Annotated in this window: 14 protein-coding genes; 2 read left to right on the top strand and 12 right to left on the bottom strand. The window is 56.4% G+C overall.

All coding sequences use genetic code 11. The features are described from left to right. Nucleotides 1-75: 75 nt before the first annotated feature. The 9 genes from ACUTSU_RS05745 to ACUTSU_RS05705 form a co-directional block, all read right to left on the bottom strand. Nucleotides 76-1,053, bottom strand: a complete 978-nt coding sequence (locus ACUTSU_RS05745; RefSeq protein ID WP_445649896.1) for a reverse transcriptase domain-containing protein — start codon at nt 1,051-1,053, stop codon at nt 76-78. Beyond that, complete coding sequence (locus ACUTSU_RS05740; RefSeq protein WP_445649895.1) at nt 1,046-1,573, bottom strand: fimbrial protein; 528 nt, start codon at nt 1,571-1,573, stop codon at nt 1,046-1,048. Before ACUTSU_RS05740 ends, ACUTSU_RS05745 begins: the two co-directional genes overlap by 8 nt. 14 nt (nt 1,574-1,587) lie before the next feature. After that, nucleotides 1,588-2,064, bottom strand: a complete 477-nt coding sequence (locus ACUTSU_RS05735; protein ID WP_445649894.1) for a fimbrial protein — start codon at nt 2,062-2,064, stop codon at nt 1,588-1,590. A gap of 14 nt (nt 2,065-2,078) precedes the next feature. After that, the gene (locus ACUTSU_RS05730; protein ID WP_445649893.1) at nt 2,079-2,579 is read right to left on the bottom strand and encodes a fimbrial protein; all 501 of its coding nucleotides are present in this window, start codon (nt 2,577-2,579) and stop codon (nt 2,079-2,081) included. A 10-nt stretch (nt 2,580-2,589) separates the two neighbouring features. Next, entirely contained in the window at nt 2,590-3,246 is a 657-nt protein-coding gene (locus ACUTSU_RS05725; RefSeq protein WP_445649892.1) for a fimbrial protein, read from the bottom strand. A 29-nt stretch (nt 3,247-3,275) separates the two neighbouring features. Next, nucleotides 3,276-4,025 carry a fimbria/pilus periplasmic chaperone gene (locus ACUTSU_RS05720; RefSeq protein WP_445653868.1) on the bottom strand — a complete coding sequence of 250 codons (750 nt, stop codon included), beginning with the start codon at nt 4,023-4,025 and terminating at the stop codon, nt 3,276-3,278. A gap of 6 nt (nt 4,026-4,031) precedes the next feature. Next, nucleotides 4,032-6,578, bottom strand: coding sequence for an outer membrane usher protein (locus ACUTSU_RS05715; RefSeq protein WP_445649890.1), 2,547 nt, complete (start codon nt 6,576-6,578; stop codon nt 4,032-4,034). 54 nt (nt 6,579-6,632) lie between these two features. After that, the gene (locus ACUTSU_RS05710) at nt 6,633-7,178 is read right to left on the bottom strand and encodes a fimbrial protein (RefSeq protein ID WP_445649889.1); all 546 of its coding nucleotides are present in this window, start codon (nt 7,176-7,178) and stop codon (nt 6,633-6,635) included. Nucleotides 7,179-7,386: 208 nt separating this feature from the next. Next, nucleotides 7,387-7,911 carry a fimbrial protein gene (locus ACUTSU_RS05705; protein WP_445649888.1) on the bottom strand — a complete coding sequence of 175 codons (525 nt, stop codon included), beginning with the start codon at nt 7,909-7,911 and terminating at the stop codon, nt 7,387-7,389. A gap of 402 nt (nt 7,912-8,313) precedes the next feature. On the opposite strand from ACUTSU_RS05705, the gene ACUTSU_RS05700 reads away from it, so the two are divergent. Continuing rightward, nucleotides 8,314-9,153 carry a winged helix-turn-helix domain-containing protein gene (locus ACUTSU_RS05700; protein ID WP_445653867.1) on the top strand — a complete coding sequence of 280 codons (840 nt, stop codon included), beginning with the start codon at nt 8,314-8,316 and terminating at the stop codon, nt 9,151-9,153. Then, the gene (locus tag ACUTSU_RS05695) at nt 9,150-9,614 is read left to right on the top strand and encodes a FidL-like protein (RefSeq protein ID WP_445649886.1); all 465 of its coding nucleotides are present in this window, start codon (nt 9,150-9,152) and stop codon (nt 9,612-9,614) included. The genes ACUTSU_RS05700 and ACUTSU_RS05695 overlap by 4 nt, the downstream gene beginning before the upstream one ends. A gap of 65 nt (nt 9,615-9,679) precedes the next feature. Here ACUTSU_RS05695 and dusC read toward each other — a convergent pair whose 3' ends face one another. The 3 genes from dusC to rhlE form a co-directional block, all read right to left on the bottom strand. Continuing rightward, nucleotides 9,680-10,609, bottom strand: coding sequence for a tRNA dihydrouridine(16) synthase DusC (gene dusC / locus ACUTSU_RS05690; protein ID WP_445653866.1), 930 nt, complete (start codon nt 10,607-10,609; stop codon nt 9,680-9,682). A 206-nt stretch (nt 10,610-10,815) separates the two neighbouring features. Beyond that, the gene (locus ACUTSU_RS05685) at nt 10,816-11,775 is read right to left on the bottom strand and encodes a D-2-hydroxyacid dehydrogenase family protein (protein WP_445653865.1); all 960 of its coding nucleotides are present in this window, start codon (nt 11,773-11,775) and stop codon (nt 10,816-10,818) included. 117 nt (nt 11,776-11,892) lie between these two features. Next, nucleotides 11,893-13,233: an ATP-dependent RNA helicase RhlE gene (gene rhlE / locus ACUTSU_RS05680; RefSeq protein WP_445649883.1), complete on the bottom strand. Its 1,341-nt coding sequence runs from the start codon at nt 13,231-13,233 to the stop codon at nt 11,893-11,895. Between the last annotated feature and the right edge of the window lie 40 nt (nt 13,234-13,273).

Here is a 13,273-nt window from a genome sequence, read left to right as displayed (position 1 = left end):
TGGTATGAGAAAATCGGGCAGGTCGAGCACCTTAGACCTATAGTGAGTGCCGGATGTGATTAATTAATTCGTATGTCATTGACAATCGAAATTATTCCCCAACATCCTCCGTGCCCATAATGTCCACCGTGCCTCGTACGTCCGCACTCGCAACTCAGTCTCTGCCTTCGACAGCTTCTGCCTGCGAGCTTGCTCGTAAAGCCGCGCGCGTCGTGCACGATGGTTTTCCAGCGCTCTGGGCGCTATGGTGGCCCCCGTGGGGGTAAACCATACCCCCAGCCAGTCAAAACCCTGTGCAATCCTGCCCAGTTGGGTTTTGTCCGGGTGGGTTTCAAAGCCGCCCAGGTCAAAAAATTCATGCAGCCGCTTAACGCTGCGCCGCAGTTGCCAGCGGGTGCGGGTAAACAGCAAAAAGTCATCCATATATCGCGCATACCACAGGCCCTCCTGCGCATTAAAATAATTATCTACGTGATGCAACAAGCTGCCGCCAATCAACGGGCTCAGCGCGCAACCCCGGCAGATGCCGTTGGGCGGGGTATAAAACTCACCGCCATCTTCTACGCTGTAGTGCACGTATTGCTGAATCACATCAAACAATACCGGGTCGGCCACATGCCATTTCAGTTGACTGATCACCTGCTGTTTACGGATGTGCCGGTAATAACCGCGAATATCCGTTCGGTAGACAAAAGCGTATTCTCCGCCGGCCAGGGCTACCCGTACTTCCGCCGCCGAAACCACGCTACCGCCATGCCCGCGCAAGTGCATGCAACGAGCGGGTTTTGGCAACAGCGGCTCCACCAATAACGCGGCCCACTTCAATATCAGCGCATCCTGCGCACACCACTGCACCCAACTGCGGCCACCCCGCCGCAACACCTGCATCGGTGCCAGGCGATAACGCCCGTTTTGCAGTTGCTGCCAGAGCTGTTCCCCTTGCTGCGCCCAGTGAAAGCGCAAATGCCAGATGTCGGCATTGGGCGGCGCATGGCGGCGACGTTGGCACAGCCAGCGCCAGGCGGCTTGCCATGCCGCCGCGTGGTTATTCATATTCCAGGCTAAAGGTCGCCACCGCGCTGAACGGCCCGCGTTCGATGGCTTTATGCTTCAGCGCGTCCGGTTCACCCTGCACGTAGGCCTGCGCCGTCAGAATGTTGGCCCCGCTCACCAATGCCTGCGCCTTGCCTTGCCGGTTAATCGGCAACGGCTCGCCCTGCGGGGTCTCCATGCCGATGGCGATGCCGCTGGCCTGGCTGGCACCGTTCAGTGCCAGCAGCCCCGGCAGCGCCGCGCTTTCCGTGCCGCTGAAGGTCACCCGGACCGTTTTACCCAAACTGAGATCGCACTGCGCCAGATGCAGCTTGAACGGCTGGCCGGGGGTACGGGTGTTCATATACAGGTACTTGTCGATCACCGTGTCAAAATCCAGCACCACCGTTTCATCACCCGGCGGGATCACACAGGGTTCCGCCACCAGCGCGCCGTGCAGGCGCATATTCTCCGCCGCGAGGCTCCATTGGCTGCACAGCAGCAGTGCCGCCGTTGCGCACCAGGCCACCTTGTTAACCATGGCTATTCTCCGGCTCATTGGTACACCGCCAGCAGGGTAGCCGTCGCTTCAAACGCCCCTTCTTTCAGCGCTGCACCCGGTCGCTTGACCGGCACCGCCGCAAGCGTTGGCGGCGCGTTCAGCTTGATGGGGATCGGCTTATTGAGGGTAAATCGCTTGCCGTTTTGCAGCAGGCGGATAGCCAGGTCATCCATGTTGCTCTCAACTGCCGCCTCGTCGTAATCCGCCGGGGTACCAACCACTTCCAGCGTCATATTCCATGCCCCGGCACCGGGGCTGCAGGTGATCCGGTAGTTCACCGGTTGCAGATAGTTAACGCCATCCACTTTGGTCACCCCGACACGGTTGCCGAAATTCACATCTACCTCGCCGCCGTCGTTGATGGTGCACGGCGGCGGTTCGATCAGGGTGCCGGAAAATTTCATGTTGTCCGCCGCCACGGCCGGGCCGCCGAGGGCCATTAACAGAAAAATGCTGCCATATCGCGCCATTGCCTCAGCCCCTTTCACTGGTATTCCACCTTCATGGTCGCCCCGGCGGAGAAAGCCCCGCCGCTCAACGTCGCCCCGGCCTGTTTGACCGGCACCGCCTCAAACGTTGGCAGATTAGGGTAGGTAAAATTCACCCAGGTGTTGATCGGCTGCCGATTGCCGTTGCGCAGCAGCGCCACCCCCAGAGCGTCCTTGTTGGTTTTCAGCACCTCGGCGTCAAAGCCGGCACCGGTCCCTTGAATTTGCAGTTTCATCGCGTTTTTCGGCGCGTTTTTACACTCCACCGAGTACACCACCGGCTGTTTCTTGTAGCTGCCGTCGATGCGGGTGGTCATGACGTCGTTGCCGAAACTCACTTCAATCAGGTTATTGTTGTTAATCACGCACGGCGGTGGCGCGACGATGGTCACCGTCACCTTGATGGTGGTGCTGGCCGCCTGTGCCAGCGGACCGTACAACGACACCAACATCACCAGCCCGCAGCCAGGCAAATACCGTTTTAACCTTGCTTTCATGCCCATTCCCTTAGTCATAGCTGAGCTGGAAATCCACCACCGCCGCATAGGCGCCGGGCAGCAACGGCGCACGGGTGCGCTCTGGTGTAATGCGGTAGTTCAGCGTGTTTTGCCCCACCGCCAGCGCCAACGGCGCGCCCCGGCTGCCGAGGCGGATATCCCTGCCGCGCTCATCACTCATGCGCAACGCCAGCCCGGAAGCGCCGTGCACCTTCACCAGTTCCGGGTTGTCGGCATCCGCCGGGGCGATAAAACTGACCGATACCGCCGGCTGCTGGGCGCTCCACAGCAGGTTGCCGGTACGCTGATCCCGGTTGGCGGCCGGGCCGCGCAGGCAGTCGCGCAGTTGCAGCTGCACATTTACCGGCACGCCACGATCGCCCACCTTCGCCAGTTGCGCAGTAGCCGTATTGCCCAGTTGCACCGCCTGATACGCGCTTGCCATCTCCAGCCGGCAGGCGCTTTCGGTCAGTTCGCCGCGCACATGCAGCACGCCGTGGGCACCTTCCACCTGCCCGTTGTCCGCTGCCAGGGCTGACGGCATCAGCCACAGCATCGCGCAGACGCACAATGGCACCATCAGTGCCGCTGCGGTAATCACCAGGGCATATAACCATTCATAGCGGTGGTAACCGCCGCCGTTCCATCGCCGGGATGTTGTTCGCATCGCTTATCCACCTGTTGTGTCAGTGAGCCTTACTTGCTGCCCGCCACCGCCTGGCAGCTTGCACCGTTACAGTTAAAACTCAGTTGCGGGCGGCCGCCGTAGTCGTTGACGTAAGTCAGCACCGGCGCGTTACCCAACGCAGAGGCGGCGACCTTCAGTGGCGCACTGCCCTTGGGCGCTACCATCAGCGGTTCGAAGCCCGGTGCGCTGGCACCGCCTTTTTTGCTACTGGCGTCAACCAGCGTCACGTAATACGGCGTCGGGTTATTCACCTGGTAGCTGTCGCCCTGTTTGGTCAGGGTCAGTTTTTCCTGCCACGGCGCGCTGGCTTCCGGATTGGCTACCGCAATCGCCTTCGGCCGGTAAAACAGCTTAATGCGGGTTTGCAGCGCCAGTTGCAGCGTATTCGGCTTGTCGCTCTTCGGCGGGATCTCGCGCAGGTTGAAGTAGAACAGCGTTTCGCGATCCTGCGGCAGCGTATTGGCGGCCGGCAACCCCTGCACCTTCACCTGGCTTTTGGCCCCCGGCTCCAGGCGTTGCACCGGCGGCAATACCGTCAATGGGCTGGTGATTTTTTTGCCGTTGGCGTCTTCGATCCAGCCCTGCGCCAGGTAAGGCAGCTGCTTGTTCTCGTTGCTGATGCTCATGCTCACCGACTTGTCGCCACCGCTGAAGATCACCCGGGTGCGGTCCAGCGCGATGGCGGCCGATGCCTGTTGGGCGCACAGCAGGCCCGCCAGGCCGCCGGCAATTAATGTCACTAGATTATTGGTTTTCATTGCTCTCTACTCTTTAACAGTGTTTAACGCCTTGCCGTTGGCCATCGGGCCGCAAGGCAGTAACAGATTGGTTAATTGGCTGGGCGACAGCGTCGGCGGCAGGGTAAAGCCGCACTGCGATGCGCCGCCCCAGCTCACGCTCATGGCTTCCCCGGCGTTGATGCCGCTCAGGTACACTTCGCCGTTGTCATTGATGATGCCCACCTCCTGCCGCTTGCCGTTGCGCACCGTGGCGCCAAACGGCGGGGCAGAACCGTCCGCCAGCCGCACTACCGCCATCGCTTTCTCGCCGGCGATCACCTCGAAGTGCCGGTAGCCGATGGCGCCTTCGGTCAGGGTGGCCTGCGCCACGCTCTGGCTGACTTCGGCGTTTTCCGGCAACGTGTTCAGATCGATACTGAACTGGTTGCGGTAGTAACTGCCGACGTCCACCACCACCGCTTTGCCGAAGGCGTTGGTCAGGGTCGGTGAGCTGTAACCGCGGATCGGGATCCCCGGCACGCCGTCGGTATCCAGCAACATGCGGGTGCCGCCACTGATGCTGCTGCGGTGCAACGCCGCCCCTTTCAGGGTGGCGGTCGCGCCGCCCTGCATCGACAGCCCCAGCGAGCTGTACTGCCCGGCCTGGTAGCTGGCGCTGGCGTTCACCTGGCTGAGATCGCCGCTGTGGCTGTAGTAGCCGCTGGCGGTCGCGCCGCTGCGCGCAGTGCCGGCGCTCACCTGGTAGGTGTCGCGCTCATTGAGCCGGTCGTAATACCCCACCTGATGGCTGTTATCGTTGCGGTTGTAACTGCCGCTATAGCTCAGCGAGCCGTTGCTGCCCCACGGCAGCGACAGCGACAGGTACATGCCGTCGTCGTTGGTGCCGTTATATTTATTGCGGTAACCGGTCAGCGACAGGCTGATATTCCGGAAGCGCCCCAGGTCGAAATAGCGCGACAGCGTCAGGTTGTAACGGTCATTCGCCGGTCTGTCCCAGTAGGTCTGGTGGTTGTAGTTGAGATAGGCACTCAACCCCAGATCGCGGAACTGCTGGTTAAAGGTGATGGTGTACATCTCCTTGCTGCTGTTGGTTCGCGTACCGTCGCGGCGCGCATCCAGGTATTCGCCCATCGACATATAGTTGCGCTCCGAGAAGCGGTAGCCGGCAAAGGTCACCTGGCTGTCGTAGTCGTCAAAGCGCTTGGAATAGCTCAGGCGGTATGAGCCGCCGCTCAACGTGCCCTGTTGCGGCAGGTTGGCGCGCGACTGGGTGGCGTCGAAAGACAGTGCGCCGAACATCATCAGGTCGCGCCCCACGCCCAGCGCCAGCGCGTTGTAATCGCCGCCCGCCACGCCGCCGCCGTACAGCGACCAGCCGTTGCTCACGCCCCAGGAAAACTCGCCGGTGCCGAACATCGGCCCGTCGCTGTGGTGCTCCCAGTCCGCCGGCCGACCGGCCGCCACTTTGTAACGTACCGAGCCGGGCCGGGTCAGGTACGGGATGCTGGCGGTGTCCATCTTGAACTCCTGCACGCTGCCGTCCTGCTCTTCCACCCGCACGTCCAGCTGGCCGCTGACCGCGTCGTTGATGTCCTGAATGCGGAACGGCCCCGCCGCCACCTGGGTCTCGTACAACACGCGCCCTTGCTGGCGAATAATCACCTTGGCGTTGCTGCGCGCCACCCCGGTCACCTCCGGTGCATAGCCGCGCAGGTTGGGCGGCAGCATGTTGTCGTCGGTCACCAGGCTGGCACCGGCAAAACGCACGCTGTCGAAGATGTCGGAGTTTAAATAGTCCTCGCCCATCGTCAGCCTGGCGCCCAGCTTCGGCAGTGCGCGGTAGGCGTAGTAACGGCTCCAGTCCCAACTGGTGCGGGTCGGCTCGCCCGAGCCGCCCTGGTGATCCAGCCGCGATTGCCAGTCGGCCCGCAGGCGCCAGGCCCCCAGGTTGCCGCCCAACGTGCCGTTGCCGCTGAGGTTATAGCTCTGTGTGCCCTGCTTTTGCTGGCGCTGGCTTTGCGCATTCAGGTTGTAATCAAACAGCACACCCGGGATCCCCTCGTCCCAGCGCGAAGGCGGGTCCCAGTTTTCTGCGGTATATTCCAGATACGCCTGCGGAATATTCAGGTACAGTGCCGCCGCGCCTAAATCGCCGCGCACGTCCATCCCCTCCAGGCTATGGGGATCCAGACACTGATTTTGGTGCCACCAGGTCAATTTGAGTAATGCCGATTCTTTTAACCCCAGTTGTTCAACCAACTGCGGGGTGATGCAGGCTTCACTGCCTTTGGCATCGTCGTCCGGCGGGTAATACGCCACCGGCTGATCGGTTAATGTCTGTTTATTAATATGCACGGCAAACAGATAATCGCCGGGCATAATAAAGTTGCCGCGAGAAAACTGTTCCAGGTCAATATTGGCGCGGTCCGTCACATCCAGTACGTCAGTATTGAATTCAATATCAGCAGCTGCGGCGCAGGCAGCATTCCCCGCCAGAATAAAGGCGATCAACAGCCCCAAAATTCGCGGTCGTATTTTCCCTATACAGCCATATGACGGAGTAGTTGACATCCGCAGACCCTTATCAATAATTATTTAATTCGCAGTTACCGCATTCAGGCAGGTTTAGTAATAATCCATTTTAAAGCGCACGGTGGAATAATAACTCCCGGCCTTCATTGCCTGATTATTTCCCATCAACCGCAGGCCATAATTAAATGCCATGGTGCCGGGTTGAATTTCATTTTTTTCCATAGGTATACCCGGTGTGGCGACATTCCCTCGCGTATCGGATATTTGCAGAGCAATGCCTTTTGCGTTGCCATCAACACCAAATAACCCGGCATCTTCTCTGCCGTCAAAGGTCACGGTAAAATATCGCCAGTCATCCAGCGCAGGGTTGAATTTCTCTAACGTGCAATTCACCAGTTTAATAGTAAACTCATGCAACTCGCCCTGGCCGTCACGAATAATCTGGCTGACGGGCAATGTCGCCATAGTAATAGTTTGGTCTACACTTTCGGTATCAATGGCGCAGGCGGAGGCGATAATCCTGCCATTCAGGGTAACCTCGCCACGCCCCTGATTGGCAGAGTGCACCAAAGAGGAACACAGCAACAGATTAACGAACACCGCACTGTGCAATATCCTTTTGCCATGCTGTAAATGCATACCCTCTCCCCACATAACACGTTAATATACCCGTCATACTTCAAGTTGCAGGTGTGTTGGCTGCCTTTACTCACCCGAATCACTTACTTGAGTAAGCTCATCGGGATTCGCTCAGTTGCCGCCTTCCTGCAACTCGAACTATTTAGGGTATAAGCAGCATGCGGGTAGCCCCGCATGCAATTAACTGTGCGAATTAATCGCCGTGGGCTTATTGGTACGCCAGGGTAAAGTCAGCAACAGAGTTGAATTCGCCCGGGGTGATGGCAGCCGATGCGCCGTCGCCCTGCAGGTGTGCGCTGAAGCGCAGGGTAGCCTGGCCGTCTTCAATTTTTTGCGCCTTGCTGGCTTTGGTCAACGGCAGCAGTTTACCGTCGAGGTCGTTGATGGCGATGCTGGCACCGCGTGCAGTACCTTTCATTGCCAACAGGCCAGGCGCTGCTTCAGACTCGGTACCGCTGAAAGTGGTGGTCACGTCTTTAGCGGTTTGCACATCACAACCGACCAGCTTGATCAGGATATCCTGCGGCACAGACTTGCCACCGTTTTTCAGCTGTGCAGAGGCGATAGCGCCCAGCTTCACGGTCTGATCCAGGCTACCTGGTTCGATAGAGCAAGGTGCATCAATGATAGAACCTTTAAAGGTCACGGTACCGGAACCCTGGTTTGCGGCGTTAGCCATAGAGATAGTGCCCAGAGTCATTACGGCTGCCAGCATGATTTTGTTCAGTTTCATTGTGTTAATTCCATATATACAATTAGTTTAATAAAGAAAGAGTCCTTGTGCTTACGCAGCCACTCTTTATTTGTTCACGTTCACCACTACAGAGAATCTTGCTATCCCCCTGTTTTGGCGATGTGAAAATGATACCCCCGCCAGAAACCAAACAGCAAAATAAACTAAATAATTTAATATTTACAATATTAAAACCTACAAAAATGCTATTAATTATATTTTTGCACTGAAAATTATCAAGATAATGGAAGTAACCAGATTATTGAACCAGCATAAAAACAGTAAATTATCACCCTTGGAAAAATCTTATGACTTAAATAAGATTTTTCTTGAAAATCAAGTCATCTTCGTTAGGATGTTGGCTAACAACAACACCTGCCAATCCACATAAAACTTATAAATATGAAATACATAATAAATAAAATCGTTGTTTTTAACTCTGAAGAACTGACATTGTTTCTTTATGAGAACAACCAGGTTGTCACCAGACTGACTAAACCGGCAAGCCGGTTATTGCTGGAACTCATACAGAACAACAAGAAAAACATTACCCGGGATGATCTCCTGGAAAGGGTATGGACCACCTATGGTTTCACCGCTTCCAATGCCGGATTAAATAATTACATTAGCGAACTGCGTAAGGCATTCGCACTTTTGGGGCTAGTGAATGAAATTATCGTGACCATTCCTAAACTGGGGTTTCGCTTTGAAGCCGATATTGTTCTTGCAGAAGCCATGTTGCTGCCCTCAGAACCGATGGACAACCAGGGAGACAGCCCCAATAACGAAGTAGAAGTAGAAGTAGAAGTAGAAGTAGAAGAAAAAATGATTGAAAAAGAGGGTTCAAAAAAACGCTTTTACCTTCGCTCATTTACAAAAAGCAAAAAAATCACCGTCTTTATAGTGCTGGCCGTGGGGGCATTACTGATAGCAATACTGATATCCAGGTATAAAGAACACCATAATTACGCCCCCTACACTAAGGTGTCTGAGCTGGGTAACTGTGATATTTACGTTATTGGCCATGCTGAAACAGATGCTAGCCATACACAAAAAGTAATAGACGTGCTAAATGATAAAAATATTGATTGCGCAAGCAGTGAGAAGGACGTTTATTACTCAGAAGACAGATTTGATAGAAAATTACAAAGAGCTGAGCTGATTTCAGTTTGCAGTAAAAACAACGAAAACCATTATGATAATTGCTTAAACCTTAAAATACAGAGAGACGTATTAAAATGAAAAAGATGCTCATAGCCTTTAATGCTATTCTGTTTTTAGTATTTTTTTCATCATCTATTCGCGCCGATGAATTGTTTAAGTGCGCATCACAATACCAAATGCTGATAGAAAGAGATAACGACTTCACCTCATTTATTGGACGGGTGAATTTTTTTCTAACAGATGATACGGAAGGCTTTTTCAACATCATTGGTACGGTTAAAACGAGAGAACATAGCTACTGGCTCTCCAGAAGTAGCTACTTCTCGCTTTCGCCTAATGAAACCAATAAGGTTAAAACCGTGAAAATAACTAAAGTAGTCAAACACTCCATAGACACGACCCCAGAAGACATCTGGTCAAGGGATATCTTGATCGACTCACCTGGCGTTGATTTTCATATAGAAATAGCGCACTTGAAAGATAATGCGATTTTGATAAAAACCATTAATACCCCGCATCTTATTTGTGCAAAAAAATAATAATTCCTGCCAATGAAATAAATTATCACGGGTTATCATCAGGGTAACCCGCCGCTTTTCTCACTTCAGCGGCAAATTACCCGGGCGATATCTTTTGAATTATTCAAGGTGCGCACTTCGCCGAACAGGTCGGTGGCCTCGGCATACTCTTTGCGTAAATACCCCAGCCACTGCTTGATACGCGCCACGTGATAAAGGCCAGTGTCGCCCTGCTTTTCCAGATGAACGTATTTTTGCAGCAGCTGCACCACCTGCGGCCACGGCATGCGCGGTTCGTTGTACTTCACTACCCGGCTCAGGTTCGGCACGTTAAGCGCGCCGCGCCCCAGCATCACCGCATCACAGCCAGTGGTTTGCAAGCAATCTTGCGCGCTTTGATAGTCCCAGATTTCGCCGTTGGCGATCACCGGAATGGTCAGCCGCTTGCGGATCTCGCCAATAGCCGCCCAGTTGATGCGCTCGGCCTTGTAGCCGTCCTCTTTGGTACGGCCATGCACCGCCAGCTCGGTAGCGCCCGCCTGTTGCACCGCGTCGGCGATTTCAAAACTGCGGCTGTCGCTGTCCCAACCCAGGCGCACTTTTACCGTCACCGGCAGATGATCCGGCACCGCCGCACGCATCGCTTTCGCGCCCTGGTAAATCAGCTCCGGGTCTTTCAGCAAGGTCGCCCCGCCGCCGCTGCCGTTGACCAGCTTGGACGGGCAGCCGCAGTTGAGATCGACACCATAAGAACCCAGCTCGACCGCACGGGCGGCGTTTTCCCCCAGCCACTGCGGATGCTGGCCCAACAGCTGGATGCGCACCAGCGTGCCGGACGGGGTGCGGCTGGCGTGGTGCAGTTCGGGGCACAGGCGATAGAAAGATTTGGCCGGCAGCAGTTGGTCAACCACGCGCAGGAATTCGGTGATGCACAGGTCGTAGTCGTTCACTTCGGTGAGCAGCTCGCGCACCAAAGAATCGAGAACGCCCTCCATCGGAGCCAATAATACGCGCATGATTACCCCAGCTAAAAAAGACGCGCAATGATACGGGGGAATGCCGGTATCAGACAAGCGCACGGGGGAATAAACCCTGCATATTTGAAGCTGCATCTTTATTGGCTTCCTGCACTTACCCCGGTCACGTACTACCTGTACGCTCCCAGGGATGCGCTTAGTTGCCGCCGCGATGCAACTCCAATTATTTTGGGATTCAAACCGCGCTAGCCTAACCTGCGCAGGGGCTGCCCGGCGAGAAACGCCTCGATGTCCTCAATCGCCTCGCGGAAGTAGATACGGTAGTTGTCATCGGCCACGTAACCCAGGTGCGGCGTCGCCAGCACGTTGGGCAAACGGCGGAAGATATCGTCCATCGGCAAGGGTTCAACCTCGAACACGTCCAGCCCGGCACCGGCGATCCTTTGTTGTTGCAGAGCTTCTATCAATGCTGCCTGATCGACAATCGCCGCGCGCGAGGTGTTGATCAGATACGCGGAAGGCTTCATCGCGGCCAGTTCATCGCGCCCCACCAGCCCGCGGCTGCGTTCGCTCAGCACCAAATGGACGGAGACAAAATCGCTCTGCTCAAACAGCGCCAGTTTCGACTCGGCCAGCGCAACGCCCTGTTGCCCGGCTCTTTCCGCCGTCAGGTTCTGGCTCCAGGCCAGCACCCGCATGCCGAACGCCTGCGCCACCTTGGCCATCTGGCTGCCAATCTTGCCCAGCCCCAGCAGGCCCAGCGTTTTGCCTTGCAGGGTGACGCCAAGCGCCTGTTGCCAGGGGCCGTTATTACGCAACCCGGTGTTTTCCGCCACCGTGTGCTTTGCCAACCCCAGCAGCAGCGCCCAGGTCAGCTCCATCGGCGCGGCCGAACCGCTGGCGGTGCCGCAAACCACAATGCCACGCTGTTCGGCGGCGGCCAGATCGATAGACGCGTTACGCATACCGGAAGTGATCAGCAGTTTTAACTTCGGCAAACGGGCCAACAGCGTGGCGGTGATCGGCGTGCGCTCGCGCATGATCACCAGCATGTCGCAGTCTTGCAGGTGCACCGCCAGTTCCGCCTCATCGGTAAAGTGCTGGCTCATGGCGAACACCTCGACCCGCCCGGCTAGCGTCGACCAGTCCGCCATGGTGAGCGCCACCTGCTGATAATCATCAAGAATTGCGCACTTCAGTTTCATCACCGGCTCCAGATAAATTGAGTTACCCCGTCTATCCTAGTACGAAAATTCACTTCCGCCAGACATAAAAAAAGCCACCTATAAAGGTGGCCTGATAGCGTCTTGCAACAGGCGATATTATTCGCCCGGTTTGCGGCTGCGCGGACGGCGTGCCGGAGCACCTGAACGCGGTTTGCCATCACTCTGAGGGCGAGCACTACCGCCGCCACGGTTTTCACGTTGGCCGCTATGGCCACCGCCGTTACCGCTGCGTTGACCGCCGCCGTTGCCGCGTCCGCCACCCTGACGACCGTTGATGATCGGCTCCGCCTTGATGCTTGGGTCCGGCTCGTAGCCTGGCAGGGCAATACGCGGGATTTCACGTTTGAGCAGGCGCTCGATGTCGCGCAGCAGTTTGTGTTCATCCACACAGACCAACGAGATAGCCTCACCGGTACGCTCTGCACGGCCGGTACGGCCGATGCGGTGCACGTAATCTTCCGGCACGTTAGGCAGCTCGTAGTTCACCACGTGTGGCAGTTGGTCGATGTCCAGACCGCGCGCCGCGATATCGGTAGCCACCAGCACGCGGATTTTGCCGTCTTTAAAATCGGCCAATGCACGGGTACGTGCGCCCTGGCTTTTATTACCGTGGATCGCTGCGGCAGTGATGCCGTCTTTGTTCAGCTGCTCGGCCAGGTGGTTGGCGCCGTGCTTGGTGCGGTTGAACACCAATACTTGCTTCCAGTCACCTTCACCGATCATCTGCGACAGCAGTTCCCGCTTACGCTTCTTGTCGACGAAGTGCACGCTTTGTTCGATCTGCTCGGACGCGGTGTTGCGGCGCGCCACTTCCACCGATGCCGGGTTGTGCAGCAGCTTGTTCGCCAACGCTTTGATGTCGTCGGAGAAGGTCGCTGAGAACAGCAGGTTCTGACGCTTGGCAGGCAGCTTGGCCAGCACGCGGCGGATATCATGGATAAAGCCCATATCCAGCATGCGGTCAGCTTCGTCCAGCACCAGAATTTCAATTTTGGACAGATCAACCGCGTTCTGGTGTTCCAGATCCAGCAGGCGACCCGGTGTTGCCACCAGAATGTCGACGCCGCCGCGCAGTTTCATCATCTGCGGGTTGATGCTCACGCCGCCAAACACCACCAGCGAACGCAGGCGCAGGTGTTTGCTGTAAGCTTCGACGTTTTCGCCGATCTGCGCCGCCAGTTCACGGGTTGGCGTCAGGATCAACGCACGTACCGGGCGACGGCCTTTGATCGGATGATCATGCTTACTCAGCAGCTGTAACAGCGGCAGGGTAAAGCCAGCGGTTTTACCGGTACCGGTCTGGGCGCTGGCCATCAGGTCACGACCTTCCAATACGACAGGAATAGCCTGGCGCTGAATTGGCGTAGGTTCGCGATAGCCCTGTTCTTCAACAGCGCGCAGAATTTCAGCACTTAAGCCGAGGGTTTCAAATGACATAAAGAGAAAAACTCCAGATCCCCCCTAACCTAACAGTGTT

This window comes from Serratia sp. NA_13, from assembly GCF_052691735.1.
This window is presented reverse-complemented; position numbering and strand designations above follow the sequence as displayed.

What these genes read in the sequence shown, in the direction of transcription:
- rhlE (WP_445649883.1), bottom strand. Translation starts at nt 13,233, where the DNA reads ATGTCATTTGAAACCCTCGGCTTAAGTGCTGAAATTCTGCGCGCTGTT.
- ACUTSU_RS05710 (WP_445649889.1), bottom strand. Translation starts at nt 7,178, where the DNA reads ATGCATTTACAGCATGGCAAAAGGATATTGCACAGTGCGGTGTTCGTT.
- ACUTSU_RS05715 (WP_445649890.1), bottom strand. Translation starts at nt 6,578, where the DNA reads ATGTCAACTACTCCGTCATATGGCTGTATAGGGAAAATACGACCGCGA.
- ACUTSU_RS05735 (WP_445649894.1), bottom strand. Translation starts at nt 2,064, where the DNA reads ATGGCGCGATATGGCAGCATTTTTCTGTTAATGGCCCTCGGCGGCCCG.
- ACUTSU_RS05700 (WP_445653867.1), top strand. Translation starts at nt 8,314, where the DNA reads ATGAAATACATAATAAATAAAATCGTTGTTTTTAACTCTGAAGAACTG.
- ACUTSU_RS05730 (WP_445649893.1), bottom strand. Translation starts at nt 2,579, where the DNA reads ATGAAAGCAAGGTTAAAACGGTATTTGCCTGGCTGCGGGCTGGTGATG.
- ACUTSU_RS05695 (WP_445649886.1), top strand. Translation starts at nt 9,150, where the DNA reads ATGAAAAAGATGCTCATAGCCTTTAATGCTATTCTGTTTTTAGTATTT.
- ACUTSU_RS05745 (WP_445649896.1), bottom strand. Translation starts at nt 1,053, where the DNA reads ATGAATAACCACGCGGCGGCATGGCAAGCCGCCTGGCGCTGGCTGTGC.
- ACUTSU_RS05705 (WP_445649888.1), bottom strand. Translation starts at nt 7,911, where the DNA reads ATGAAACTGAACAAAATCATGCTGGCAGCCGTAATGACTCTGGGCACT.
- ACUTSU_RS05725 (WP_445649892.1), bottom strand. Translation starts at nt 3,246, where the DNA reads ATGCGAACAACATCCCGGCGATGGAACGGCGGCGGTTACCACCGCTAT.
- ACUTSU_RS05740 (WP_445649895.1), bottom strand. Translation starts at nt 1,573, where the DNA reads ATGGTTAACAAGGTGGCCTGGTGCGCAACGGCGGCACTGCTGCTGTGC.
- ACUTSU_RS05720 (WP_445653868.1), bottom strand. Translation starts at nt 4,025, where the DNA reads ATGAAAACCAATAATCTAGTGACATTAATTGCCGGCGGCCTGGCGGGC.
- dusC (WP_445653866.1), bottom strand. Translation starts at nt 10,609, where the DNA reads ATGCGCGTATTATTGGCTCCGATGGAGGGCGTTCTCGATTCTTTGGTG.
- ACUTSU_RS05685 (WP_445653865.1), bottom strand. Translation starts at nt 11,775, where the DNA reads ATGAAACTGAAGTGCGCAATTCTTGATGATTATCAGCAGGTGGCGCTC.